Source organism: uncultured Xanthomonas sp., assembly GCF_964278005.1.
In the GTDB taxonomy this organism is placed as follows: Bacteria; Pseudomonadota; Gammaproteobacteria; order Xanthomonadales; family Xanthomonadaceae; genus Xanthomonas_A; species Xanthomonas_A sontii.
Genome location: NZ_CAXYKF010000006.1, coordinates 443138 through 468560, shown reverse-complemented (window position 1 = coordinate 468560; position 25423 = coordinate 443138). Strand labels below are relative to the sequence as shown.

17 protein-coding genes are annotated in these 25423 nt (G+C 70.5%); 2 read left to right on the top strand and 15 right to left on the bottom strand.

The window, feature by feature from the left end; translation table 11 throughout:
- Positions 1-3 precede the first annotated feature (3 nt).
- From nrdR to ACHWVH_RS04395, 4 genes are all read right to left on the bottom strand, one after another.
- Entirely contained in the window at positions 4-534 is a 531-nt protein-coding gene (gene nrdR / locus ACHWVH_RS04410) for a transcriptional regulator NrdR (RefSeq protein WP_010340907.1), read from the bottom strand.
- A gap of 214 nt (positions 535-748) precedes the next feature.
- On the bottom strand, positions 749-2017 hold the full coding sequence (gene glyA / locus ACHWVH_RS04405; RefSeq protein WP_017912204.1) for a serine hydroxymethyltransferase: 1269 nt from the start codon (positions 2015-2017) through the stop codon (positions 749-751).
- A 121-nt stretch (positions 2018-2138) separates the two neighbouring features.
- Positions 2139-2672, bottom strand: coding sequence for an RcnB family protein (locus ACHWVH_RS04400; protein WP_394686734.1), 534 nt, complete (start codon positions 2670-2672; stop codon positions 2139-2141).
- Between the two features lie 110 nt (positions 2673-2782).
- Complete coding sequence (locus ACHWVH_RS04395; RefSeq protein WP_394686733.1) at positions 2783-3706, bottom strand: helix-turn-helix transcriptional regulator; 924 nt, start codon at positions 3704-3706, stop codon at positions 2783-2785.
- Between the two features lie 182 nt (positions 3707-3888).
- Here ACHWVH_RS04395 and ACHWVH_RS04390 point away from each other — a divergent pair, with 182 nt between their 5' ends.
- Positions 3889-5361 carry an MFS transporter gene (locus ACHWVH_RS04390; RefSeq protein WP_394686732.1) on the top strand — a complete coding sequence of 491 codons (1473 nt, stop codon included), beginning with the start codon at positions 3889-3891 and terminating at the stop codon, positions 5359-5361.
- Positions 5362-5499: 138 nt separating this feature from the next.
- Complete coding sequence (gene ettA, locus ACHWVH_RS04385) at positions 5500-7161, top strand: energy-dependent translational throttle protein EttA (protein WP_017908418.1); 1662 nt, start codon at positions 5500-5502, stop codon at positions 7159-7161.
- 337 nt (positions 7162-7498) lie between these two features.
- Here the strand turns inward: ettA and ACHWVH_RS04380 are convergent, their stop codons facing one another.
- The 11 genes from ACHWVH_RS04380 to ACHWVH_RS04330 form a co-directional block, all read right to left on the bottom strand.
- Positions 7499-8014, bottom strand: coding sequence for a peptide deformylase (locus ACHWVH_RS04380; RefSeq protein ID WP_150411280.1), 516 nt, complete (start codon positions 8012-8014; stop codon positions 7499-7501).
- A 469-nt stretch (positions 8015-8483) separates the two neighbouring features.
- Positions 8484-12962: a cellulose synthase subunit BcsC-related outer membrane protein gene (locus ACHWVH_RS04375; protein WP_394686731.1), complete on the bottom strand. Its 4479-nt coding sequence runs from the start codon at positions 12960-12962 to the stop codon at positions 8484-8486.
- On the bottom strand, positions 12950-14116 hold the full coding sequence (gene bcsZ, locus ACHWVH_RS04370) for a cellulose synthase complex periplasmic endoglucanase BcsZ (RefSeq protein WP_394686730.1): 1167 nt from the start codon (positions 14114-14116) through the stop codon (positions 12950-12952). The genes ACHWVH_RS04375 and bcsZ overlap by 13 nt, the downstream gene beginning before the upstream one ends.
- Positions 14113-16401: a cellulose biosynthesis cyclic di-GMP-binding regulatory protein BcsB gene (bcsB, locus tag ACHWVH_RS04365; RefSeq protein ID WP_394686729.1), complete on the bottom strand. Its 2289-nt coding sequence runs from the start codon at positions 16399-16401 to the stop codon at positions 14113-14115. Before bcsB ends, bcsZ begins: the two co-directional genes overlap by 4 nt.
- 59 nt (positions 16402-16460) lie before the next feature.
- Positions 16461-18611, bottom strand: coding sequence for a UDP-forming cellulose synthase catalytic subunit (gene bcsA / locus ACHWVH_RS04360; RefSeq protein ID WP_148829900.1), 2151 nt, complete (start codon positions 18609-18611; stop codon positions 16461-16463).
- 95 nt (positions 18612-18706) lie between these two features.
- Complete coding sequence (locus ACHWVH_RS04355) at positions 18707-19093, bottom strand: hypothetical protein (RefSeq protein WP_152181962.1); 387 nt, start codon at positions 19091-19093, stop codon at positions 18707-18709.
- A 47-nt stretch (positions 19094-19140) separates the two neighbouring features.
- Positions 19141-19599: a cellulose biosynthesis protein BcsD gene (bcsD, locus tag ACHWVH_RS04350; protein ID WP_026143666.1), complete on the bottom strand. Its 459-nt coding sequence runs from the start codon at positions 19597-19599 to the stop codon at positions 19141-19143.
- A 219-nt stretch (positions 19600-19818) separates the two neighbouring features.
- Positions 19819-21003 carry a nicotinate phosphoribosyltransferase gene (pncB, locus tag ACHWVH_RS04345; protein ID WP_279362481.1) on the bottom strand — a complete coding sequence of 395 codons (1185 nt, stop codon included), beginning with the start codon at positions 21001-21003 and terminating at the stop codon, positions 19819-19821.
- A gap of 73 nt (positions 21004-21076) precedes the next feature.
- Entirely contained in the window at positions 21077-22048 is a 972-nt protein-coding gene (locus ACHWVH_RS04340; RefSeq protein ID WP_394686728.1) for a glycoside hydrolase family 113, read from the bottom strand.
- Positions 22030-23544: a hypothetical protein gene (locus ACHWVH_RS04335; RefSeq protein WP_394686727.1), complete on the bottom strand. Its 1515-nt coding sequence runs from the start codon at positions 23542-23544 to the stop codon at positions 22030-22032. The genes ACHWVH_RS04340 and ACHWVH_RS04335 overlap by 19 nt, the downstream gene beginning before the upstream one ends.
- Positions 23492-25423: a glycosyltransferase family 2 protein gene (locus ACHWVH_RS04330; protein WP_043093229.1), complete on the bottom strand. Its 1932-nt coding sequence runs from the start codon at positions 25421-25423 to the stop codon at positions 23492-23494. Before ACHWVH_RS04330 ends, ACHWVH_RS04335 begins: the two co-directional genes overlap by 53 nt.

Below are 25423 nucleotides of genomic sequence, written 5' to 3'. Positions count from 1 at the left end.
CGCTCAGCGCTTGCCGGTCTTGTCGCCCGGCTTGGCCGCGCGCACCAGGTCCAGCAGCGGCAACTGCTCGCTGCCCACCGGCAACTCGCGCTCGAGCTTCTCGATCTCCTCGCGGAAATCGGCCACGTCCTGGAAGCTGCGGTACACCGAGGCGAAGCGCACGTAGCCGACGTGGTCGAGCTTGCGCAGCTCGGCCATCACGTACTCGCCGACCCGGATCGAGGGCAATTCGCGCTCGCCGGACATGCGCAACTGGTGCACCACCGCACGCACCGCCGCCTCGATCTGCTCCTCGGCCACCGGCCGCTTCTGCAGCGCGCGGTCGAAGCTGGTGCGCAGCTTGCGCGCATCGAACGCCTCGCGGCCGCCGTCGCTCTTGATCACCGTCGGCAGCTTGAGTTCGATCGTCTCCAGCGTGCTGAAGCGCTCGCCGCAGGCCTCGCACTCGCGACGCCGGCGGATCGTCGCGCCGTCCTCGGACACGCGCGAATCGATCACCCGGGTATCGGTGTGCTGGCAGAAGGGGCAGTGCATTCAGGGCGCCGGGAATGGGGAAACGGGAATGGGGAATGGGAACGTCAACAGCGCAAGCGTAGCGCTTCTGACCATTCCCGATTCTCCATTCTCCATTCCCGCCTCAGCCATATAGGTGCCGGGAGTGGGGAAACGGGAATGGGGAATGGGAACGCCAAAGGCGCCAGCTAGCACTTTCAACCATTCCCGATTCTCCATTCCCCATTCCCGTTTTTCAGCCATACACCGGATACTTGCGGCACTGCGCGGTCACCGCGTCGCGCACGCGCGCCAGCACCGTGTCGTCGGCTGGGGCGTCGAGCACGTCGGCGATCCAGTTGGCCAGGTCGACGCAGTCCTGTTCCTGGTAGCCGCGGGTGGTGATCGCCGGGGTGCCCAGGCGCAGGCCCGAGGTCACGAACGGCGAGCGCGGGTCGTTGGGCACCGAGTTCTTGTTGACGGTGATGTGGGCCTTGCCCAGCGCCGCTTCCGCGTCCTTGCCGGAGACGTCGCGGCCGATCATGTCCACCAGCATCAGGTGGTTCTCGGTGCCGCCGGAGACGATCTTGTAGCCGCGCGCGATCAGGGTCTTGGCCATGGCCTGGGCGTTCTTCACCACCTGCTGCTGATAGCGGGTGAATTCCGGCTCCAGCGCTTCCTTGAACGCCACCGCCTTGGCCGCGATCACGTGCATCAGCGGGCCGCCCTGGATGCCGGGGAACACGATCGACTGCAGCTTCTTGGACAGATCCTCGAGCTTGTCGCCGGCGCCGGCGGCACTGGCGACGATGATGCCGCCACGCGGGCCGCGCAGGGTCTTGTGGGTGGTGGAGGTGACCACGTGCGCGTGCGGCAGCGGGGTCGGATAGACACCGGCGGCGACCAGGCCGGCCACGTGCGCCATGTCCACGAAGAAGTAAGCACCGACCTTGTCGGCGATGGCGCGGAAGCGCGCCCAGTCGATCACCTGCGAGTAGGCGGAGAAGCCCGCCACCACCATCTTCGGCTTGTGCTCCACGGCCAGGCGCTCGACTTCGTCGTAGTCGATCAGGCCCTGGTCGTCGACGCCATACTGCACGGCGTTGAACAGCTTGCCGGAGGCGTTGACCTTGGCGCCGTGGGTCAGGTGGCCACCGTGCGCCAGCGACATGCCGAGGATGGTGTCGCCCGGCTGCAGCAGCGCGAAGTACACCGCCTGGTTGGCCTGCGAGCCGCTGTGCGGCTGCACGTTGGCGTAGTCGGCGCCGAACAATTGCTTGACCCGGTCGATGGCCAACTGCTCGGCGACGTCGACGAATTCGCAACCGCCGTAGTAGCGCTTGCCCGGATAGCCTTCGGCGTACTTGTTGGTCAGCTGGCTGCCTTGCGCTTCCATGACCAGCGGGCTGCAGTAGTTCTCGCTGGCGATCAGCTCGACGTGGTCTTCCTGGCGGCCGGCTTCGGCGGCGATGGCGCGGGCCAGGTCGGGATCGTAGGTTTCGATGCGGGCGTCGCGCGGGAACATCGGGTCTCCGGGGGCATGAACAGAAGGCAGACGACTAGTTTAAGCCCCGCGCGCGGCCAAGGGCGAACCAAAACGCAGACGGCCTCCCGAAGGAGGCCGTCAGGCAGTGCTGCGGTGGTGCTCAGCGGCCGCTGAGCACCAGGTCGGCGATGATGCCGGTGGCGATGGCAACCAGCAGCAGGTTGCCGGTGTCGTCGCGCACCCAGCGGTAGCCGTACGGCGGGCGCCGGACCTGATAACGGTCGTAGTCGTAGACCACGTAGTTCGGGCCGTAGTAGCGCTGGCCGCGCGCCCAGCGCGGCGGACCCGGGCGGTAGTAGACGACGTCCGGGCCGTTGCGATAGCCGTCGCGGTAGCCGCGGTCGTAGGCGCGACGGGCGTCGCGGCGGTCGCGCTCACGGTCGCGCCAGTAGCGCTCGCGATCGGCATCGCGGTAGCCGCGGTCGTACCAGCCATGGTCGCGCGGATCCGGTCCCGGCGGCGGGGGCGGCGGCCCCGGAGGACCCGGAGGACCCGGAGGACCCGGCGGGCCCCAGCCCGGTCCGGGACCCGGACCGCCCGGACCGCCCGGACCCCAGGCGAATGCGGATGGCGCCATGAAACCCAGCGCCAGCGCGGACGAGAGGGCGATTGTGGCAATGCGTTTCATGTTCATGGCAACTCCGTCACGTGGTGTGGCGGTTGCATTTAGGCCGTTTTCGTCTGAACCGTCTCCTGCTGGAATCGGTTACGTATTCAGCTTCATGGATCGGGCTGGGAAAGCGTTCATCCAGCGGCATTTCCGGCCTGCGCGTGCAGGCGCAACAGCGCCGCCTGCGCCGTGTCATCGGCTGGCAAATAGACCACCAGACGGTTGCCGTTGCGCGGCGCCGACCACCAGTTGACCTGCTGCAGGTGCAGCTCGCCTTCCTGCGGATGGCGGAAGCGCTTGAGCTGGTTCTCCACGCCGCGTACCTCGCGCCGCTGCCGCCACAGCGCATCGAACTCGGGAGAGGCCGCACGGTAGCGCGCCAGCAGCGCCTCCCAGTCCGGCTCGCCCAGGTGTTCGGCCATCGCCGCGCGCAGCAACGCCACCATGTGCTGCAGCACCTCCTGGCGATCGAGCAATGCGTCGCGCCAGCGCGGATTGGTGAAGGCCTGATAGACGCAGTTGCGGTCGGCGTCCGCCAGGTCGGCCAGGGTCACACCCATCAGCCGCTCGAAGGCCGGGTTGGCGCCGAGGATGTCGAAGCGCGGGGTCTGCAGCATTGCCGGCCACGGGCCGAGCTGGTCCAGCAGCATGCGCGCGGTGCCGGTCAGGCGTTGGCACGGCGGCGGCGCCAGGGCGGTCGTGCCGCCCACGCCGGCCAGCGCCAGCACGTGCGCGGTTTCCACCTCCGAACACTGCAGGGCGCGGGCGATGGCGGTCAGCACGCGCGCCGAGGCGCGGACCGGGCGCCCCTGTTCCAGCCAGGTGTACCAGGTCACGCCGACATCGGCGAGCAAGGCCACTTCCTCGCGGCGCAGGCCGGGGGTACGGCGCCTGCCGCCGCGCGGCAGCGCCAGGCGTGCCGGATCCAGGCTTTCGCGGCGCGCGCGCAGGAAGGCGCCCAGCGCGCGGGCGCGCTCGCTGGCCAGGGCCGGGCCCGACGCAGCAGGCGCGACCGCCCGCTCCGGCCTGGAGGTGGAATGCGCGAGGTCCAGTTGCATCGTCTTCTCCACTTTTGCTGTCCGCCGGTGCCCGACGACGCCACGTCGACAGGCGGCGCAGGCGTGTCTGTCACGCCGCAGGAGACGGCGCCCGACGCGACCGTCCGAGATCAGGGAGGCAGCGCCAGTACCAGGATAAATGAGTCCTTGTACCAGTTTATCGACTCACCATACTCCGCGCCATGACCACGCCCTCCCCCGCCTCCGCCATGCCTGCCACCGCCCCCAACCTGAGCCACCGCGGCCTCGGCATCCTGCTGATCGGGCAGATGCTGCCGCTGATCGATTTCTCCATCCTCAATGTCGCGCTTGGCTCGATCGCCCACACGCTGCACGCGTCGGCGACCCAGCTGGAGCTGATCGTGGCCGTCTACGGCGTCGCCTTCGCGGTGGGCCTGGCGGCGGGCGGCCGGCTCGGCGACAACCTCGGCCGGCGCCGCGTGTTCGGTGCCGGCGTGCTGCTGTTCGGCCTGGCCTCGTTGCTGTGCGGGGTGGCCGGCTCGGTCCCGGCCCTGCTGGCCGGCCGCATCCTGCAGGGACTGGGGGCGGCGCTGGCGGTACCGCAGATCCTGGCCACCATCCACGTCAGCCTGCACGGCAAGGCGCACGCCCGGGCACTGGCGCTATACGGCTCGCTGGGCGGCATCGCCTTCGTCATCGGCCAGGTGCTGGGCGGCTCGCTGGTCAGCGCGGACATCGCCGGATCCGGCTGGCGCAGCGTGTTTCTGATCAACCTGCCGTTCTGCTTGCTGGCGCTGGCCTGCCTGCGCGCCGTGCCGGAGACCCGCGCGGCACGGCGGATGCCGCCCGACCTGGCCGGCGCCGGGCTGCTGGGGCTGTTCCTGGCCTGCCTGCTGCTGCCATTGGCGCTGGGCCCTGCCCTGCACTGGCCGCCGGCGTGCCTGGCGGTGCTGGCGGCCTGCCTGCCGCTGCTGGCGGCGCTGACCCGGGTCGAACTGTGGCAGGAACGCCGCGGACGGACGCCGCTGCTGCCGCCGGCCTTGTTGCGGCTGCCCAGCGTGCGCTTCGCGCTGTTGGTGGGCGGGGTGTTCTTCGCCTGCTGGAGCGGTTTCATGTTCGTGCTGGCGCTGACCCTGCAGACCGGCGCCGGCCTCTCGCCGCTGCAGTCCGGCAATGCGTTCATCGTGCTGGGCGCGGCCTACTTCGCCTCCGCGCTGGTCAGCGCCCGCGTGGCGGCGCGCTGCGGCCCGCTGCCGACGCTGCTGCTGGGCTGCCTGGTGCAGATGCTGGGCCTGCTGGCGCTGGCCTGGACGCTGCACGCCGTGTGGCCGCATCCGGGCGTGGGCAACCTGGCCCCGGCGACCGCACTGATCGGCGCCGGCCAGGCCTGGATCGTGGCCAGCTTCTACCGCATCGGCCTGTCGCAGGTGCCCACCGAGCATGCCGGCGCGGGCAGCGCCATGCTCTCCACCATCCTGCAGGCGGCGATGGGCCTGGGCCCGGCAGCACTCGGCGCCATCTACGCCCACGCCCGCGGTGGCGGCAGTCTGGCCGCGATGCAGGCGGCGCTGCACAGCGAGTGGCTGGCGATGCTGGTGCTGGTGATCTGCGCACTGTTGTATCTGCGCCGGCAGCGCCGCGCGGGGGAAACGGCGACGGCACCGAGCGCGGCGCTGCCGCCGATCGCCGAGTAGGCCGCGCGGCACCGCCCGAGCGTCTGCCGCCGCCACCGTGCGGCAACGAATGCCGGCGGCCGTCCGGCTATAATCCGCCATCCCTTTCGACGCCCTCCGGCCGCCGGCCGGCGGGCGCCCTGCGCCTTTGGAGCCGCCATGTCGCAATACATCTACACCATGAACCGGGTCAGCAAGACCGTGCCGCCCAAGCGCCAGATCATCAAGGACATCTCGCTGTCGTTCTTCCCCGGCGCCAAGATCGGCCTGCTCGGCCTCAACGGCGCCGGCAAGTCCACCGTGCTGAAGATCATGGCTGGCGTGGACACCGATTTCGAAGGCGAGGCGCGTCCGCAGCCCGGCACCAAGGTCGGCTACCTGGCGCAGGAGCCGGAGCTGGACCCGAACAAGACCGTGCGCGAGTCGGTCGAGGAAGGCGTGGGCGAAGTGCTGCAGGCGCAGGCCGCGCTGGAAGCGGTGTACGCCGCCTATGCCGAGGAAGGCGCCGATTTCGACGCGCTGGCCAAGGAACAGGAGCGCCTGGAGGCGATCCTGGCCGCCGGCGACGCGCACACCCTGGAGAACCAGCTCGACGTGGCCGCCGACGCGCTGCGGCTGCCGCCGTGGGACGCCAAGATCGCCAACTTGTCCGGCGGCGAGAAGCGCCGCGTGGCGCTGTGCCGGCTGCTGCTGCAGAAGCCGGACATGCTGCTGCTCGACGAACCGACCAACCACCTCGACGCCGAGTCGGTGGAGTGGCTGGAACAGTTCCTGGCGCGCTATACCGGCACCGTGGTCGCGGTCACCCACGATCGCTACTTCCTCGACAACGCCGCCGAGTGGATCCTGGAACTGGACCGCGGCCGCGGCATTCCGTGGAAGGGCAACTACACCGAATGGCTGATGCAGAAGGACGAGCGCCTGAAGCAGGAAGAGAACCAGGAAAAGGCGCGGCAGAAGGCGATCCAGAAGGAACTGGAGTGGGCCCGGCAGAACGCCAAGGGCGGCCGCTCCAAGGGCAAGGCACGTCTGGCGCGCCTGGACGAACTGCAGTCGGTGGACTACCAGAAGCGCAACGAAACCAACGAAATCTTCATCCCGCCGGGCGAGCGCCTGGGCAACTCGGTGATGGAATTCAAGAACGTCTCCAAGAAGTTTGGCGACCGCCTGCTGATCGACAACCTGTCGATGATCATCCCGCCGGGCGCCATCGTCGGCATCATCGGCCCCAACGGTGCCGGCAAGTCGACCCTGTTCAAGATGATCACCGGGCAGGAGAAGCCGGATTCGGGCGAGATCGTGGTCGGGCCGACCGTGCAGCTGTCCTACGTCGACCAGAGCCGCGACAAGCTGGAAGGCAACCACAACGTGTTCCAGGAGATTTCCGGCGGCCTGGACATCCTCAACATCAACGGCGTGGAGATCCAGTCGCGCGCCTACATCGGCCGCTTCAACTTCAAGGGCCAGGACCAGCAGAAGATGGTCGGTTCGCTGTCCGGTGGTGAGCGCGGCCGCCTGCACATGGCCAAGACCCTGCTGCAGGGCGGAAACGTGCTGCTGCTCGACGAACCGTCCAACGACCTGGACATCGAAACCCTGCGCGCGCTGGAAGACGCGCTGCTGGAGTTCCCGGGCAACACCTTCGTGATCTCGCACGATCGCTGGTTCCTGGACCGCATCGCCACCCACATCCTCGCCTTCGAGGGCGACTCGCACGTGGAGTTCTTCCAGGGCAACTACCGCGAGTACGAGGAAGACAAAAAGCGCCGCCTCGGCGACGACGCCGGCCCCAAGCGCCTGCGTTTCAAGGCGCTGAAGTAAGCCGCAGCGCGTTTCTGGCAGCACCCGCCACGGCCCGCTTCGCGCGGGCCGTGCGCGTTTTGCGTTAACTGCCGGGTGGGCCGCTATCGGACTCCGGGAGTCTGTGGGAGTCGATTGTCAGCAACGACACGCGAAGCGGTGCGCTTTCCGATGGCGCAATGCGTCGGGACTGAAGTCCCTCCCACAGTGCACCCGCCGAGTTCGCTACAAGTCCCTGTGTCGCGATGGGCCTTACCGGTAAAACCGTCGCGACTGGAGCTCTCCCACAAGCGCGCGGCACTGCACGCATGCGGAAGTGACCGCTGGGCACGCATCGCCAACGCGGGGGATCCCGGCCCTACAAGTCGTAGGACAGCACGTCCTCGAAACCGAACCTGTCGAAGTCGCGGATGCGCGAGGGATACAGGCGGCCGATCAGGTGGTCGTGCTCGTGCTGCACCACGCGGGCGTGGAAGCCCTCGGCCTCGCGCTGCAGCGGGGTGCCGTCCGGCAGCACGCCGCGGTAGCGGATGTGCCGGTAGCGCGGAATCACCGCGCGCAGCCCGGGAATGGACAGGCAGCCCTCCCAGCCGTCCTCCAGGTCGTCGGACAGCGGCTCGATCTCCACGTTGGCCAGGGCGGTGCGCGGCACTGGCGGCGCATCCGGATAGCGCGCGCTGCGCTCGAAGCCGAACACCATCAACTGCAGATCCACCGCGATCTGCGGCGCGGCCAGGCCGACGCCGCGCGCGGCGTCCATGGTCTCGAACATGTCGGCGACCAGCGCATGCAGTTGCGCGCTGTCGAAATCGGTGACCGGCGGCGCCTGACGCAGCAGACGCGGGTCGCCCATGCGGATGATGTCGCGGATCATGTGCGGACTCCTGGCAGTGGGGAATGGCCGCGATTATCCGCCGTGGCGGCGACGCGTGCAGCGCGGGCTGCGGCCTCCCCTGCCCCGACTGCGACACGCCGCGGTGCAATCTCCGTGTTGCGGCAAAGCGCTTGGCGAATTCTGCAGGAGCGAACCGTCATGCAGCCGCAGCGCGCGACGTGGCGCGCCTCCCGATGGCGCAATGCGTCGGGACTGAAGTCCCTCCCACCGTGCACCCAGCCAGCGTAGCGCGCATTCCGTCACGCGTGGTTCCGCAGCGCCGTGGGCCATCCGCCGAGATGGATGTGCACACGTGACGCCCGCCTGACGTCGCTCCCACAGGGATGCGCTGGGCATCCTTGTGGGAGGGACTTCAGTCCCGACGACGCAGGATGTCAGTCCGGCTTCGGTGCCGCTTGTCGCGGCTGTAAGACAGTTGACGTGCGCCGGTCTCCGCGCGGCACGCGCCCTACTCCGGCACGTACGGCGAGGCCAGCACCTGTGGGCGGCGGCCGAGGCCGGCGCCGAGCCGGTCGAGCACGAAGCGCACGTAGAGGTTGGTGCTGAACTGGGTGTAGTCGCGGGCGTTGTTCAGCAGCAGGCGGCCGCCCAGGAACAGCTGCGGGGCGATCTGCCATTCGGCCGCGCCGGCGATGTTGTAGGACATGCCGGTCTTGCTCTGCCCGGCATAGACCGGCGCGACGTAGCGATCGGTCAGGCCCAGCAGTGCGGCCAGCGAGGCGGCGTCGTAGGCGGCCTGCTGCATCTGCGCGCTGGTCGGGAAGTACGGGCTGTCGTCGCTGCGGAAATGCTGCACGCCGACGCTGGCGTCCACGCTCCAGTTGACCGTGCGCCCGGCGGTGCGGCCGCTCCAGTGCACCGGGAAGCCCAGGTCCACGTAGTCCTGCGGGCTGAAATAGCCGCCCTGGCCGTAGGTGTAGCCGCCCAGGTTCTTGTCGTACTGCATCGCGGTCAGGTTGAGGCCGGCGGTCAGCGACTGGTTCTCGGTGTCCAGCGCGTGCACGTACACGCCCAGGTCGACCTGGCGGTGGTCGTTGCTGGCGACGTTGCGGCCGACCAGGCGGTCGGCACTGACGCTGGCGTAGCCGCCGAGCAGGCCGTTGTCGAGGGTGGCCGACAGGCGCAGCCCGTTGCTGGTCACGCCGCCCCAGCCGAGTCCGGCGCGGCCGTCGTCGACGCCGCCGAAGGACAGCAGGCTGTCGCTGACGACGCGGCGGAACACCTGGCCGGAATAGGTGAGGTTGTCGCCGGCCTGGCCGCGGTAACCGACGCCACCGACGATGCGACGCTCGGGGAAGCCGACCGGGGTGCTGCCCAGGTCGGCACTGAAGCCACCGTTCTTGTAGGTCACCGCCATGCCGACGCCGCGCGCGTCCTGGTCCATGCGCCGCGCCCCGTTGCCGTTGGCGGCCATGGTGTACAGCGCCTGGCTGAAGCCGGCCGGGGTCAGCGCCGCGGCGGTGGGGTTGGCGGCGAGGTTGCGGAAGCGGGCGATGTCGGCGGCGCTGAGGTCGGCGCTGCGCGAGGCGTCGCCGAGGATGGCGCTGGCCAGCGTGCCGATCGCGGTGTCGGCGGCGGTGTTGCCGAGCAGGAACGCCGACAGCGGCTCGGCGTACAGCGCCTGCAGCGCTGCCGCCTGGCGCTGTGCGTTGGTCAGCGCCGGGTCGGTGTCGTTGAACAGCTTGTTGTACAGCCCGGTGTTGACCGCGTAGGTGCGCAGCGCGTTGCGGGTGGCATTGCTGTTGCCTTCGGTGAGCAGCAGTTGGTACAGGTCGCTGCCGACCAGGCTGTCGATCGGCGTGCGGTCGGCGGCCAGGGCATCGCCCATCGCCGCGGCCGGGCCGGCGCCGAAACGGCTGGCGGTGGCGTAGCCGGTGCCGAGCGTGCCGGCGTCGAGCAGGGTCGGGGTGACGTCGACCTGCAGCTTGCCCTCGCCCACCGCAAACTCGCCGTGCAGCGGCACTTCCAGATCGCGCAGCCGGCCCAGGCCGGCCTCGCCGTCGCGGGCGCGGTAGCTGGCGCCGGTGGCGAGGCTGTCGCTGTTCTCGGCCTGCACCTCGCGCAGTTCGTCGAGCACGGTTGAACCGCCGCCGGCGCTGGCCGGCGCGGCGGGCTGGCGCAGGGACGCACGCGGCGCCGCGGCCAGCAGCCCGTCGTCGGGCAGGTCGCGCGGCACGCTGCGGGCGGTGCTGCGCTGGCCCGGCACCGGCAACGCGGCCAGGGCCACGCCGACGGCGCTGGCGCTGGCCGGCGGCGGCAGGTCGTCGCTGGCGGCCACGGCCGGCGCGGACGCCGGCAGCGCGGACGCCGCGTAGCCCGGGGCCGGCACGCCGCCGCCGAGGCGGTCGGACACCACCGCGGCGCTGCGCGGCATGCGCCCGTTCATGCCGGCGAACGGATTGAGCGGGCGCCCGGCAGCGGCGTAGGACGCCGGGCCGTTGGCGGCCGGCAGGCCGTTGTCGTACTGGCCCGCCTCGCGCGCCTGCGCCGCCAGTGCGGCGCGGAAGTAGCTCTCGGCCTTGCGGTTCTTGCCGGCGCTGCGGTACACGCGGCCGGCGGCGCCAAGCACCTGCGGCGAATCCGGCGCCTGCGCCAGCGCGCGCTGCAGGTAGTCCTCGGCGCTGTGCAGGTCGCGCAGCGCGGCGGCGGTGTTGGCCGCGGCGATCAGCGTGTCCAGGTCGTTGGGCGACTGCTGCAGCTGCTGCTGGTACAACACCAGCGCCTGGCGCTGGTCGCCGGCGGCGGCGTACAGCCGCGCCAGTGCGGCCACCGCCTGCGGATCCTGGTTCTGCTGCGCCAGCAGCGGCGCCAGCGCGTCGTAGGCGGCTTCGAGGTTGCCGAGTTCGCGCAGGGCATCGACCTGGCGCAGCACGTAGCCGCTGCGCAGCGCCTGGTAGCGGCGCTGCTGCTCGGCGCTCATGTCGCTGTCGCGCAGCTGGCGCAGGGTCGCCGCCAGCTCCGCGTCCTGGTGCGCGCGCAGCAGCACGCCGGCGTATTGCAGGCGCGCCTCGGTGGAGGGGTTCTGCGCGACCAGGCGCTGCGCCAGGGTCAGCGCGCGCTGGTTGCTGCCGATGTCGGCATAGGCGCCGGCCATCGCCGCCAGCAGTGCCGGCTGTTCCAGCGCGTCGCCCAGCGCGGCCTCGGTGCGGCCCAGCAGCAACTGCGCTTCGCCACCGCGGCCCTGCTGCTGCAGCAGGCGCGCCGTGGCCGCCTGCTGTTCGACCCAGGCGGTGTTGCGCAGCGCGCTCATCTCGGCGGTGCGGGCATTGGCCGGAATGCGTTCCAGGCTGGCGTAGGCGCTGGCCCAGTCGCCGCGTTCCTGCGCGAGCAGCGCATTGGCGTACAGCGCCTCGGGCATGTCGCCGTGCACTGCGAGCAGGCCGTCCATGACGCTGCGCGCCTGGTCCGGACGCCCGGCCTGCTGGTACAGGCGCGCCAGGTCCAGCCGCACCCACGGATCGCCCGGGTTGTCGACCATCGCCTTTTCCAGCTCGCTCTGCGCGGTGACGGTGTCGCCGGCCTCCAGCGCCTGCTGCGCGCGGGCGCGCTGCAGGTTGGCTTTCAGCGCGGACTCGCCGCCGGCCTGCTGGCGCTGCGCCGGGCTGAGCCTGGCGAACAGCGCATTGGCCTCGTTGGCGCGGCCCTGGCGGCTGTACAGGGCGATCAGGCCCTGCAGCGCGCCGGCATCGTCGGCATGCAGGCGCAGCGCCTCGCGGTAGCTCTTTTCGGCTGCGGCGGCATCGCTGGCCGACTGCAGGTCGCCCAGCAACGCGTAGCCGGCGGCCTCCTCGGGCTTGAGCTTGACCGCCTGCTGGACCAGGCGCAGCGCGGCGTCGGTGTCGCCGCGGGTGCGCGCGGCCTGCGCCTGCTGCAGCTGCAGCCAGTAGCGCGCGCTGTCCAGCGCGCTGCGCCACTTGCCGTTGGCGGCCGCGGCCGGACGCAGCAGTTCCTGCGCTTCGCCGAAGCGCTGCTGGCGCAGCCGCACCGAGCCCAGGCCACCGAGCGCCTCGGCATCGCGCGGACGCGCGCGCAGCACCTGCGCGAAGCGCTGTTCGGCCAGCGCCAGGTTGCCGGCGTTGAGCGCCTTGAAGCCTTCGCCCAGCTGTTCGCCGGCCGGATCGCCGCCTTGCGCGCGGCGCTCCTGCAGTTGCGCGGCCTTCTTGGCGATCTCGGCATCGTTCGGATTGGCGGCCAGGAACGCCTGGTACAGCGGCGCATCGGCGGGGCCGGCATTGAGCCACAGCAGCGCCTGGCGCCAGCCGGCACGCGCGGGACCGGCGACATCGGCGCGCTTGCTCAGCGCGGCGAGCTGGGCGATGCCCTCGCGCCGCGACGGTTCCCGGTAGGTCTGCACCTGCGCCAGCGCCAGCGCCGCGGCGGTGTTGTCCGGCTGCGCGGCAGCCAGGCGGCGCAGGCCGTCGCGTGCGCCGTCCCAGCCCTGCGGGGTGCCGGCCAGCGCCTGGTAGTACTCCAGCGCCAGCGAGTCCGGCGGGCCCTTGCCGTCGAACAGCGCCTGGTAGGCGCGCACCGCGTCCACGTAGCGGCCGGCGGCGGCGGCGCGGCGTGCGTTGCGCAGGTCGATGTTATCGCCGGTGCCGCCGATCGACATGGCCAGGCGCTGGGTCTGCGGCGCCTGCGGATGCGCCTTCTGCAGTTGCGCCAGGCGCTTGCGCGCGTCGGTCTGGCGGCCCTGCGCCAGATCGATCTGGGCCAGGCCGAGCAGGGCGTCGGGCTGGTTCGGGTCGACCCGCAGCAGCTTGCGCCAGGCATCGGCGGCGAGATCGTCGCGGCCCTGGTCGTGCCAGTAGTTGCCCTGGCTGACCAGTTGCTGGGTGGCGTCGGCGTTCTGCGCGTGCGCGCTGCCGGCGAGCAGGCACAGGTCGATCATGCCGGCCAGGTACAGGGGTTTGAGGTTCATGCGGAGCATTGGGTTCTCCAGGCGGGCTGCAGCGCGCCGTCTGCGGAAAAGCGGTAGCGGTTGTCGAGCCAGGCGCGTCCGAACAGGATCAGCACCCGGTCGTAGTAGGGAAGCCGTGCCGCGGCGGCGTCGCCGGGCGCGGGAATGCGTTGCGCCTGCGCCTTGAGCAGCGCCGGTTCGCGCAGCGCGCTCAGGTACGGCAGCAGGGCCGCGGCGAAGCCGGGCGGCGCCTGGCCGCTGCCGACGCCCTGACGGCTGTCGATCTTCTCGTCGAGACGGCCTTGCGCGCGCAGTTGCTGCAGCGGGCCGGACAGGTCGTCGAGCAGCGCCTTGCGCAGCGGATCGGCGGCATCGAGCATGCCGGCCCACAGGTACACGCGGATGGCGTCGTAGCTGCCGATCGCGCCCTTGTCGGGGTCGACGCCGAACGCGCGGCCGTCCCAGGCGGTCCAGTCCGGCGCGAAGCCGACCGGCGCGCTGTCGCGCAGCATCCGTGCGCTGCGCGTGGCCAGGCCGGCCCACGGTCCCTTCGGATCGACCGCGGCGAAGCGCCGCAGCAACTGCAGCGGCAGGTAACTGGGGTTGAGCGTCCAGCGTTGCGGCCTGACGAACCCCTTGGCCGCCGGCAGCAGCATGCTGCCGAACCCGGGCAGCTCGGCCAGCTCGGTGCGTCGCACCAGCGCCAGCATCTGCAGACCGGCCTGGGTGTAGCCGGGCCGTTGCCACAGGCGCCCGGCCTCGAGCAGCACGTAGGCGATCCACAGGTCGGCGTCGCTGGCGCTGTTGCCATCGAGCACGCGCCAGCTGCCGTCGCTGGCGCGGCCCCACAGCCAGGCCGGCAACACCTGCTGCGGGCGGCCGCCGCACAGGTTGTGCCGGGTCCAGCCGAGCACGCGGTCGAACAGCACCTGGTCGTTGGCCACCAGCGCGAAGAACAGCGCGTAGGACTGGCTTTCGGAGGTGCTGCGCTGGTCGGCGTGCTGGAAATCGATCACCCGCCCGCTGGCATCGAGGTGCTTGCCGACGAACGCGGTCCACTCGCGCCACGGCGCGCAGGCCGGCGCCACCGCCAGCGCGGCGCGCGCCGGCGGCAGCAGCGTCGCCGCACCGGCTGCGAGCAGGCCGCCGAGCAGGCGTCGGCGTTGGCCGGTGTGTCCGTTCACTGCCCTGCCTGCAGCCGCGCCGCCGAATGTCGGCGCAGCACCACGCGCGCGGCCAGCGCCAGCAACACGCTCAGCAGCACCACCGCCAGGCCGAGCAGCAGCGGATGCTGCGAGAAGTACCAGCGCGCCCAGGTCGGCAGCGGCAGGTGACCGACATAGTAGGTCTGGTTGCCGGCCAGGCTGCGCACCTTGCCCTTCTGCAGCAGCACCACGCTGCCCTGGAAGTCCTTCAGCGTGGCCGGCTCCAGCCAGGCGTCGAAGAAGTCCTCGACGCTGGCCGGGTCCTCGGCCAGCAGCGCGACCACGCTGCGCCCGGCCTTCAGCGGCGACTGGAAGCCCATCAGCACCACGTCGCCGGGTGCCGGCTTCACCGCCACCTCGGCGGTGGTCGGCAGGTCGGTGCGGCGCGCATCGAACGACAGGAAGCCGGGCAGCTTGTCCAGCACCCAGTCGCTCATCGCAAAGCGCCGCCCGCTGGCGCCGTCGCCGATCGGCAGCGCCGCGCTCCAGCGCTGGAACAGCGGTTGCGAGCGCAGGCTGCCGAACACCAGCAGGTCGCTGTCGGCATGCTTGTCGACCTCGGCGGCGTGGATCAGGGTCACCCGCAGCGCCGGGTAGCCGGTGGACGCGCCGAGCCGGCCGAGCAGGGTCAGCAGGTTGGCCATGTCTTGGTCGCCGATCTCGTCCGGCACCACCACGGTGGACTCGGACAGGTCGGCCAGGCGGGTGAACGGGAAGCCGGCATTGCCGAACGCGGCCAGGTTCGGCATCGCCATGTAGTGATGGAACGAGCGCAGGTCCACGCTGGAATCGGCGTCGATCGCGCCGGACACGTCGGGGAAGGTGTTCTTGCACGCTTCCGCCTGCGGGCGGTCGAAGAAGAAGTGGAAACGCAGCTGGCTGTTGGCCGAGAACGGCCCGGTCGGCAGCAGCAGTTTCTGCTCCACCGGCATCGCCCCCTTGGGCGAGAGTTCGTGCCACCAGCGCAGCGGCAGCGACTCGGCATAGGCATGGCCGTTGAGCGGCAGCGTGGTGACGAAGGCATCGTTGATGCTGACGTTGAGCGCCGACTTGTTCTGCGTCTCCGGCACCGTGTAGCGATAACGCAGGTTGACCGGGATGCCGTCGCGCTGCCACACGAACAGATCCGGCGGCAGCTGCAGGCCGACCCGGATCAGGTCGGGGTGGTAGCCGCTGACGTTCAACTGCGAGGTCTGCGCGACCAGATCGCCGAAGCGCACCGGCTTGTCGCCGGAGATCCAGTTGGGCGCGTCGTAGGGCTTGCGCGGCTGCGCCGGCTTGAGTTCGCCGATGCGCGCCACCGGGCCGTTGAACGGCGTGCCCAGGCTCAGCGCGGTGGCGGCCTGCTGCAGGTCGTTGTCGTTGCGGCCCAGCACCAGCAGCAGCTTGCCGGTGGCATCGCGCGGATTGGTGATCATCGCCAGGGTCGGGCCGGCGATCTCGGTCAGGCCGGCCAGGGTCGCGGCCAGCTCCGCCGGCAGCGTCGCGGCGGTGGCGAACAGCACCGCGTTGCCGGTGGCCGGCACGTCGCCGATGGCCACGCCGAACGACGCGCCGCGGTAGCCGGCCTGCGCGCCGAACCAGGAGGCGACGATGCCGGCGCTGCGCAGCGTGGCCAGGTCCGGGCGCTGCGGGAACACGAACGGCAGTTCCAGGCGGCGCGTATCGCGCTTGTCGTAGAACGGCACCGGCAGCAGCGCCAGGTCGTTGCGCAGCACCAGCGGGGTGGCGGTCAGCGACAGCCGCGTGGACGGATCGATGTTGGCCCACAGGCTGGTGTGGTCCGGATCCTCGCAATCGCGGGTGTAGTGGCCGATCAGTTGCAGGTTGAGCCGGTTGTAGTCGCTGATCAGGCGCGGATCGATCGGCACGTCGCTCTGCTGCAGCTTGCCGGCGTTCTCGCGGCTGACCGGCAGGGTCGCCACGGTGACGCCGTTGACGCTGACCTTCAGGTGCGACAGGTCCGGCAGCAGCGCCGGCGAGTAGCTGTAGACCAGATGCAGGTTCGCCGCCTGCACCACTTCGTCGGTGCGGGTGCTGAAGGCGATACCGGCGCTGCCCTGGATGCCGCGCAGGGTCATCTCGTAGTCCACACCCAGTTGCTTGAGCGTGGCCGAGCGCTCGCGTTCGGCCGGAGACGGCAGCGGCGTGGCGGTCGCGGCGGCGGCCGGCGCCTGCGCGGTGGCGGGAAGGGTCGGCTCCTGGGCCAGGGCGAGGCCGGAGAGAACCGTGAGACAGCACGCAGCCAGGGCGGGTAGACGCATCGACGGCAACCGGATGGAAGTGAAAGAGAGGAATGAATGCGACACGATGGAACGACGACTCACGGCGCAGCCTCCTCGCCGGCGGTGCGGCCGCGCCAGCCGCTGCGCGCGCTGCTGGCGACGTGCTGGCCGAGGCGCCTGAAGCCGCGCATGCTGGCCGCGAACACGCGGCCCAGCGACACCCAGAAGCGGTCGCGGTCGTGACGGCCCCACTGCGACACCCAGATGTCGGCACGGGCGAAGGTGCAGGCCACCAGCCAGCGCTCCTGCTCGATCGACATCGGCCGGAACTGGATGCTGATTTCGCCGTCGCGGTCGTGGCGCACCATCGCCGGCAGACGCTTGGAGCTGCCGCGCTGCGGCAGCGCGATCTCCACCGGCAGGTCCGGCTCCACCGGCACCGGCTCGAGCAGACGCAGCGCCATGCCGCCGGTGGAGAAGTTGACCGTGCGGCAGGCCAGTTCGCGGCCATCGGCCAAGTGCAGGGTGGCCGGGATATCCAGCGGCACGCGGTGCGAGCGGCGCACCTGGCGCATCTCGCTGGCGGTGGCGATGGTGGCGCCGAGCAACAGCACGTTGTACGCGGTCCAGGCCAGGTTGAACCAGATCGTCTGCGCCTCGCCGCCGGGCTGCACGCTGAGCAGGCGCATCACGCCCGCAGCCAGGCCGGCCAGGTTCAGCACCAGCAGGAACAGGTAGGGCTTGGCGATCTGCCCGTCGAAGTAGCTGCGCGGCACCAGGCCACCCTTGGGGGTGACGTTGAACTTGCCGAGCTTGGGATTGAGCAGCGCCACCAGCGTCGGGCGCAGGATGTACCAGGCCAGGGTGGTCTCGTAGACCTCGTTCCACAGCAGGTGGCGGAACTTACCCTGGGTGCGCAGGTTGGTCAGGTTGGCCTGCAGGATGTGCGGCAGCGCATAGGCCAGGATCATCAGCGCCGAGGCATGGATCACGTGCGCGCCGAAGAACAGGAACGCCAACGGCGCGGTCAGATAGACGATGCGCGGCAGCCCGTAGAAGAAGTGCAGCATCGCGTTGGCGTAACACAGGCGCTGCGACAGGCGCAGGCCCTTGCCCAACAGCGGGTTGTCCAGCCGCGCGATCTGCGCCATGCCGCGCGCCCAGCGGATGCGCTGGGCGACGTGGCCGGACAGGCTCTCGGTGGCCAGGCCGGCGGCCTGCGGCACCGCGATGTAGGCGCTACGGTAGCCGCGGCGGTGCAGCTTGAGCGCGGTGTGCGCGTCCTCGGTGACGGTCTCCACCGCCACCCCGCCCACTTCCTCCAGCGGCTTGCGCTTGATCACCGTGCACGAGCCGCAGAAGAAGGTGGCGTCCCACTGGTCGTTGCCGTCCTGCAGCAGGCCGTAGAACAGCTCGCCCTCGTTGGGCACCTTGCCGTGGTTGCCGAGATTGCGTTCGAACGGATCGGCGGAGAAGAAGTAGTGCGGCATCTGCACCACCGCCAGCTTGGCGTCGCGCAGGAACCAGCCCATCGCCACCTGCAGGAACGAGCGCGTGGGGATGTGGTCGCAGTCGAAGATCGCCACGTACTCGCCGCTGGACTTCTTCAGCGCCGCGTTGATGTTGCCGGCCTTGGCGTGGAGGTTGTTGGTGCGGGTGACGTAGTGGATGCCGACCTGCGCGCAGAACGCGCGGAACTCCTCGCGGCGGCCGTCGTCGAGCAGGTAGATGTTGAGCTTGTCGGCCGGCCAGTCCATCACGCTGGCGGCGAGGATGGTCGAGCGCACCACCGACAGCGGTTCGTTGTAGGTGGGAATGAACAGGTCGACGCTGGGCCATTCACGCTGGTCGGCCGGCAGCGGCAGCGGCCGCCGGTTCAGCGGCCACAGCACCTGGAAATAGCCCAGCGCCAGGATCACGAACGCGTACAGTTCGGCAAGCAGCAGGCCCAGGCCCAGGCTGAGGTCGACCGGGCTGCTCATGCCCACGGTCTGGGTCAGACGCCACCAGATGTAGCGCGAGGACACCGCCAGCGACAGCGCCATCATCACCAGGATCGCCAGGCGGCTGCCGCTGCGCCGCAGCAGCATGGCCGCGGCGAACACCACCAGCGAGAACAGCAGTTGCTGCGGCACATCCATCGGGATGGCGACGACGAAGACCAGCAACACGGCACCCAGCAGCCACAGCGACCAATTGGCCAGGACATGCAGCGGGCGCGCGGCACGCGACGCGGAGGCAGCGCTCATCGGCGATTCCTAACAAGGGGAGGAGGTCGGCGCGCGGTCTTCCCCACCGCGCGGCGACGGCAAACAGGTGCGGCGCCCGCAGGCGCCGCATGGCATCAACGATTCAAGAAGCGCTTGAGCGGACCGCCCGGCGCCGGCACCGCGGCCTCGCGGCCGACCTCGAGCAGGCGCTGGAACAGCTGCTGCAACGGCGTGCCGGTCGCGGTGCCGATGACGGCGGCCGACACAGGCGCCGCCGGTGCGGCGGGCGCCACCGGCAATGGCGCAGCCGGCCTGGGCTCGACCGCGGCGCGCACCACCGACAGCACCGGCGCCGGCGCGGGAGCCGCCGGCGGCGGCGCGGCGGCAGCCGGCTCCGCGGCGCTGAGCCGGTCGGCGGAAAAATCCTGGTAGGCGGTGGCGCCACTGCTGCCGAGCTTGGCGAACAGGCTGGAGACGTCGTCGCCGGTTTCGGCACCCGTTTGCTTGGACTTCTTGGACATGACGCCCCTCATGACGATCTGAAAATAGTCGGTCGCTACCGCCGCGCTCAGCCGGCCCTGGCCAGCACGAAGCGGCGCAGGTCTTCGTGTCCGGACGACAACGCACGCACGCCCAGGCCGGCCGACATCCCCACCTGCATGAACCATGCCTGATACACCCCTTCCAGGAAGCCGTCGGCACCGCCGGCCTGCCCGGCCAGGCCGATGTGCAGCGGCGAGCCGGCGTGCAGCAGCTCGACGCGGTCGGCGTGCTCCTCGAAGCGCGCATAGCCCCACTCCAGCCGGTCCCAGACGCGGTTCACCGCGTCCTCCAGCTCCTGCAGGGTGGTGCAGGCGCCGACCTGGTGTTCGGCGGCGAAGCGGCGGCCGATGCGCGCCATCAGCAGGGCCAGGTCCTCGGCGCCCAGCTCCGCGGCGAACTCCTCGGCGAGCGCGCGCAGAAAGCCGCGCCACTGCCGCGAACAGGCGTGGGTGCGGTAATGGGTCTGCAACGCGTGAGCGCTCATCGAGGAAGTCTCTGGGCAGGGACGGAACGACAACGGCGTAGCGGGTGTGGCGCCCCGGGCCGACCGTCGCCGGCCGTCACTAATGCGACACAGTTCTCACTTTGTGGCGCAGTGTATCTCACTCTTTCTTCACCGCAAAGCCCTGATGCGCCGAACTGCGACCCCTGCCCGCCCGCTCCGGGACCGGCGCTGGGTCGGCACCGGCAGGGCCGCCCAGGCTCAGTGCCGCTCCTCGGCCGGCACCTGGAACACCTGCCGCAGGTAGGCCAGATAGGCCGGATCGTCGCACAGGGTCTTGCCGGGCGAGTCGCTGAGCTTGGCCACCGGCTGGCCGTTGCAGCGGACCATCTTGATCACGATCTGCAGCGGCACCAGGCCCAGATCGTTGGTCAGGTGCGTGCCGACGCCGAACGCCAGCATGCAGCGGTCGCGGAAATGCGCGTACAGCCGCATCACCTTGTCGATGTCCAGGCCATCGCTGAACACCAGGATCTTGCTGCGCGGATCCACCCGATGCCGCTGCAGATGCGCCAGCACCCGCTCGCCCCATTCGAACGGATCGCCGGAATCGTGGCGCATGCCGTCGAACAGCTTGCAGAAGTACAGGTCGAAATCGCGCAGGAACGCATCCAGGCCGACCACGTCCGACAGCGCGATGCCGAGATCGCCGCGGTACTCGCGCGCCCAGGATTCCAGCGCCGCCGCCTGCGAATCGCGCAGCCGCGGCCCCAGCGCCTGGAACGCCTGCAGGTATTCGTGCGCCATCGTGCCCAACGGGGTCAGCCCGTAACGGCGGGCGAAGTACACGTTGCTGGTGCCGACGAACTGCTTGCCGAGGGTCTGCTGCAGCACCGGCAGCAGTTCGCCATGCCAGGCGCGCGAATAGCGGCGGCGGGTGCCGTAGTCGGCGATGGCGCAGTTGTCGTAGCCCGGGGTATCGCGCAGCAGCGCGATCTTGGCCTGCAGGCGGCGCAGGCCTTCGGCATGGTCGGCGCCGCCGGCGTTGCGGAACCACACCTCGTTGACGATCGCCAGCAGCGGCACCTCGAACAGGATGGTGTGCAGCCACGGCCCACGGATATGCAGCTCGATCTCTCCGGGCACGCTGGTCGAGGCCTGCAGTTGCAGGTACTTGCGGTCCAGGTGGAACAGCGCCAGGAAATCGACGAAGTCCGGCTTGATGAAGCGCATCGCGCGCAGGTAGTCCAGCTCGTCCTCGCGGAAGCGCAGCGCGCACAGCGCGTCGATCTCTTCGGAGATCTGCGGCAGGTACTGCGCCAGGTCGATGCCCGGGGTGCGGCACTTGAAGCGGTATTCCACCTGCGCGCCGGGATGCTGATGCAGCACCGCCTGCATCATGGTGAACTTGTAGAGGTCGGTGTCCAGCAGCGAGTCGATGATCATCCGCCGATTATGCGCTCAGTGCGTTGCGGCCCCGTGGTGGCCAATCGCAGGCGTCGCGATACACGCGCGCAACTCACCGCTTCAGCACCGCCTGCGCCGGCTTGTGCTGCACGGTGAAATCGCTGTCGCGCGCGCCGCCGGCGTCCGGATCGGTGTACCAGCACCACAGCGCGATGCCGGCGATGCGCGGCTGCGCGTCGAGTACGTCGCGCCACTCGCGCAGCACCTGCGCCTGCAACGCAGTGTCGACCTCGGCCGTGCGTTGCTCCGGGCTTTCCCACGGCGCCGCCAGGCTGCCGTGCGCCGAGCGCAGGCCTAGCTCGGCCACCCACACCGGGCGGCCGCTGCGCTCGCCCAGCGCCTGCACCCGCGCGGCCGCCGCGCGCATCTGCGCGCGCCGCTGCTCGGGCGCGGCGGCCAGCGCCGGATACAGGCTGGTGCCGACGAAATCGAACCGGTCCCAGTAGCCGAAGCGCTCGGCCTGCTCCAGGCCGTCGGCGACATAGCCGATCGGGCCGCGGTAGACCTGGCGCACCGCCGCCAGCAGCGCCGGCCACTGCGGCGCATCCTGCAGCTGACGCAGCTCGGTGCCGACGATCAGCGCGCTGGCGCGCTCGTCGGCGGCGACCTGGGCCAGTTGCAGCAATGCACGCCGGTAGGCGGCGAACCAGGCGTCGCGATCGGCCGGTGCGGCCTCGCCGGCCCAGTGCCCGGGAATCCACAGGTGCACCTTCAGCACCGGCTGCAGGCCGGCGGCGCGCATCTGCCGCAATCCGACGCGGACCAGCGCCGGGCTGCTGTCGCTGCCCAGCACCGGGGTCGAAGACTGCGGCGCCGCCTGCCAGACGAAGGCGACCAACAGCGCACGCGAAGCGCCGGCCTCGGCCAGTTGCCGCAGCGACTGCTGCGCGGCGGCGCTACCCCACGGCGCCTGCGGCGACACCTTGACGTTGGCGCCCATCCAAGGCGGCGGCGCCGCACTGCAGCCGCCGGCGCTCAGCGCCAGCAGCAGTGCGGTCAGCAGTCTCACGGCGATCGGCGCCATACCCGGTAGATGCCCTGGTGGTAGACCAGACTGTAGCCCGGCAAGCCCTGCTGCCACAGCTGCGGGAAGCGTCGGTTGAGGCTGTCCAGGGCGCCGGTCTGGCTGGCGGGGTCGCTGACCACCACTTGCGCCGGCATCTGCCGCGGATCGACCAGCGCCTGCTTGAAGCGCGGGTCGAACGGCAGGATCAGTTGTTTGGCGTCGCCGCGCGCGACGATCACCGGATAGCTGGCGCGGTCGTCGAGCAGGGTCGGCAGCCGCGCCTCGGCTAGCCACGCGCCCAGGTGCGCAGCGTCGGCATGGCGCGGCGTCGTGGGCGCCTGCAGCGCGGCGATCCAGTCGCGGGTGGTGGAGGTGGCGGTGCGGGCGATCACCCAGCCGCTGGACACCGCGCCGGCCAGCAGCAGCGCCAGGCCCAGCCAGCGCAGGTTGCGGCGCAGGTCGCCCAGCACCAGCGCCGCCGGCACCAGCAGCAGGGCGAGGAAGTCCAGCGGCTGCGCCGTGAAACGCGCCCAGGTGGCGAGCGTACCGGCACCGATCACGGTGGCGGCGGCGGCCAGCACGCTGCGCCAGGTGTCGCTGTCGCGGGTGTGACGCAGCAACAGCAACAGCGGCGCGCTGACCACCCCGGCCAGCAGCAACCACAGCGGCGGCCACCACGGCTGCGCCGCGGCCTGCTGCAGCCACGGCTGCAGCGCCGCCTGCGCCGAGATGCCGCGGAAGGCGGACGTGGCGTCGCGCACGAACAGCAGCGGGTCGCCGAAGAACATGTAGTTGAGGTACATCCATGCCCCCACCGCGAACAGGAACGGCAGGTAGCACACCAGGTAGAACGCCAGCGGCGCCTGCCGCATCAGCCGCGGCGGCGCGATCAGGAACAACCACGGCGCCAGCGCCAGCGCCAGGAAGCAGGCACGCTCGTCGACGAAGAACAGCAGGCACAAGCTCGCGGCCAGGCGCAGGTAGGCGAAGGCTTCCGGATCGTCGCGGAAATGGCGCAGCGCGCGCGCGGCCACGTAGAACACCAGCAGGCCCAGGCCCTGGTTGTTGCCGGACAGGGTTGGCCACAGGAAGAACGGCTGGATCACCACACCCGCACTCAGCGCCCAGGCCCAGCCGCGGCCCAGGCCGGCGGCGATGTCGCGCCACAGCAGGGTCACCAGCGTCGCCCCGGCCAGCACGTCGACCAGGTACGGCAGCAGCGGCGTGGACAGGCCCGGCAGGCCGCCGAGCAACAAGCCCAGGTACAGCGAGGCCTGCGCGTACAGGAAGCCCAGGTACTCGATGCGGAAGCCGGCCGCGTCGCGCAACAGCAGCAGCTTGGCGTACTGCGCCATCGCGTCGTCGCTCATGTAGCCGTGCGCGAGCAGTCGGTGGCACAGCAGCGCCAGCAGCGCCGCGGTGAACACGAACACCGCGGTGCCGCGCGCGCGCGGCGGCGCGTCAGTCGTCGAGCGCGGCGCGGCGCTCTTCGGCCATGTGCTTGCTGATGCCATGGGTGGTCTTTTCCCAGTAGAACGGGTTGCGGATGAGCTGCCACAGGCCCTTATAGGCGGCGATGGACTGCAGCAGCCAATACAGCGGCACGGTCAGCGCGTAGGGCGCCAGGCGGAAGTAGTCGCGCTTGAACGCCGCCACCAGGGTCATATAGATCAGGAAGCCATTACCGAGCAGCAGGTTGAGCAGGCTCAGGTACAGCAGCGCCGGCGGGAAGAACGGATCGAAGAACTTCGAGCCCACCGCCAGCCACAGCCCGTAGCTCAACCACATCAACGGCGCGGCCAGCGCGGTGAAGAAGGTGCCGCCGACGAACAGCTGGAAGCCCCAGAACCCGCGCACGCCGGTGGAGCGGTACAGCTGCACCGGGTCGCGCATGTGCACCAGCCAGGTCTGCATGTAGCCCTTGAGCCAGCGCGAGCGCTGCCGGATCCAGTTGGGGATGCTGACGTTGGCTTCCTCGAACGTGGTCGAGTTGACCACGCTGACCCGGTAGCCCTGCTGGGTCAGGCGCACGCCCAGGTCGGCGTCCTCGGTGACGTTGTACGGGTCCCAGGCGTGGACCTTGCGCAGGATGTCCAGGCGGAAGTGGTTGGAGGTGCCGCCGAGCGGAATCGGGATGCGCAGGGTCTCCAGCGCCGGCAGGTAGAAGTCGAACCACAACGTATATTCCAGCGTGAACATGCGCGTGAGCCAGTTCTCGTCGGCGTTGTAGTAGTTCAGCCGCGCCTGGATGCAGGCCACGTCGGCCGGCGACTTGCGGAACGCGGCGACCACGCGCTTGAGCTGGTCCGGCTCCGGCTTGTCCTCGGCGTCGTAGATCGTGAGCATCTGCCCGCGGGCGAAGCGCAGCGCGTAGTTGCAGGCCTTGGGCTTGGTCTTGGGCTGCGACGGCGGCACCCGGATGATCTCGAAGAACGCCTCCAGGCCCAGCGCCTTGGCCGCCTCGATGGTCTCGGTATCGTCGGCCTCCAGCACCAGCTTCACGTCCAGCTTGGACGTCGGGTAGTCGAGCCGGCGCAGCGCGTTGGCCAGGATCGGCAGCACGTCCGGCTCCTTGTACATCGGCACCAGCACCGTGTAGACCGGCAGGTCCTCGTCGCCGAGCGCGGCCACTTCCTCGTCGCTGACCTTGATGTCGATGCGGCGCCGCGCACCGCGCCAGGCCAGCACCAGCTTCAGCCCGAAGGTGGCCAGGAACGCCACCGCGATCAGCGTGTTGAGCGCGATCAGGGTGACCAGCGGCCACAGCGCCAGGGCCGCGGCCAGCACCACCGTGAGCGCCACCAGGAACACCGACTGCGCGCGGGTGATCACCTGCCGCGCCGAATGCTCGGGCGCATGTTCGGCCAGCAGGTTCAACGCATCGTGGGTGAGCTGCGCGTCGGCGTGCTGCTGCAGGCTCCAGACGATGTCGAACTTGGAGGTGCCGACGAAGCGCACCTGCTCGCCGTAGGTGGCGCGCGCCCAGGCGAAGATCTCCGGGCCGGGATCGGCCACCGCCAGCACCAGGTGGCCGTCCTCCTCGCGCCACGGCAGCACCAGGCGCTGCGCGTAGTCGGCCAGCCGCTCCGGCTGGAACAGCGCCGGGTCGATCGGCTGCTTGAGCAGGTTGGCGAAGTGCAGCCCGAAGTGCTGCGCCAGCACCGTGTAGAAGCGCAGCGGCGCGACCCCGCGCTGGGCCAGCACCACGTCGCCCAGCCGCGAGCGCCAGCGCGCCTGCAGCGACAGCGCGTTCTGCAGCTGCGGCGGGTCGATCACCCCTGCGGCGACCAGCGCCTCGCCGATCGGCGCCTGCAGACCGCCCTCGGTGGGCAGTCGTCCGAGCCGGCCGGGCACGCTCGCCTCGGCGGCGACGCTCTCGTGTTCGCCGGACAC

Excerpts from the sequence above, each read along its gene's own strand:
- bcsB (WP_394686729.1), bottom strand. The coding sequence starts at position 16,401 with ATGCGTCTACCCGCCCTGGCTGCGTGCTGTCTCACGGTTCTCTCCGGC.
- ACHWVH_RS04375 (WP_394686731.1), bottom strand. The coding sequence starts at position 12,962 with ATGCTCCGCATGAACCTCAAACCCCTGTACCTGGCCGGCATGATCGAC.
- bcsA (WP_148829900.1), bottom strand. The coding sequence starts at position 18,611 with ATGAGCGCTGCCTCCGCGTCGCGTGCCGCGCGCCCGCTGCATGTCCTG.
- ACHWVH_RS04395 (WP_394686733.1), bottom strand. The coding sequence starts at position 3,706 with ATGCAACTGGACCTCGCGCATTCCACCTCCAGGCCGGAGCGGGCGGTC.
- ACHWVH_RS04400 (WP_394686734.1), bottom strand. The coding sequence starts at position 2,672 with ATGAACATGAAACGCATTGCCACAATCGCCCTCTCGTCCGCGCTGGCG.
- glyA (WP_017912204.1), bottom strand. The coding sequence starts at position 2,017 with ATGTTCCCGCGCGACGCCCGCATCGAAACCTACGATCCCGACCTGGCC.
- pncB (WP_279362481.1), bottom strand. The coding sequence starts at position 21,003 with ATGATCATCGACTCGCTGCTGGACACCGACCTCTACAAGTTCACCATG.
- ACHWVH_RS04335 (WP_394686727.1), bottom strand. The coding sequence starts at position 23,544 with ATGGCATCAGCAAGCACATGGCCGAAGAGCGCCGCGCCGCGCTCGACG.
- ACHWVH_RS04380 (WP_150411280.1), bottom strand. The coding sequence starts at position 8,014 with ATGATCCGCGACATCATCCGCATGGGCGACCCGCGTCTGCTGCGTCAG.
- ettA (WP_017908418.1), top strand. The coding sequence starts at position 5,500 with ATGTCGCAATACATCTACACCATGAACCGGGTCAGCAAGACCGTGCCG.
- bcsD (WP_026143666.1), bottom strand. The coding sequence starts at position 19,599 with ATGAGCGCTCACGCGTTGCAGACCCATTACCGCACCCACGCCTGTTCG.
- ACHWVH_RS04355 (WP_152181962.1), bottom strand. The coding sequence starts at position 19,093 with ATGTCCAAGAAGTCCAAGCAAACGGGTGCCGAAACCGGCGACGACGTC.
- nrdR (WP_010340907.1), bottom strand. The coding sequence starts at position 534 with ATGCACTGCCCCTTCTGCCAGCACACCGATACCCGGGTGATCGATTCG.
- ACHWVH_RS04340 (WP_394686728.1), bottom strand. The coding sequence starts at position 22,048 with ATGGCGCCGATCGCCGTGAGACTGCTGACCGCACTGCTGCTGGCGCTG.
- ACHWVH_RS04390 (WP_394686732.1), top strand. The coding sequence starts at position 3,889 with ATGACCACGCCCTCCCCCGCCTCCGCCATGCCTGCCACCGCCCCCAAC.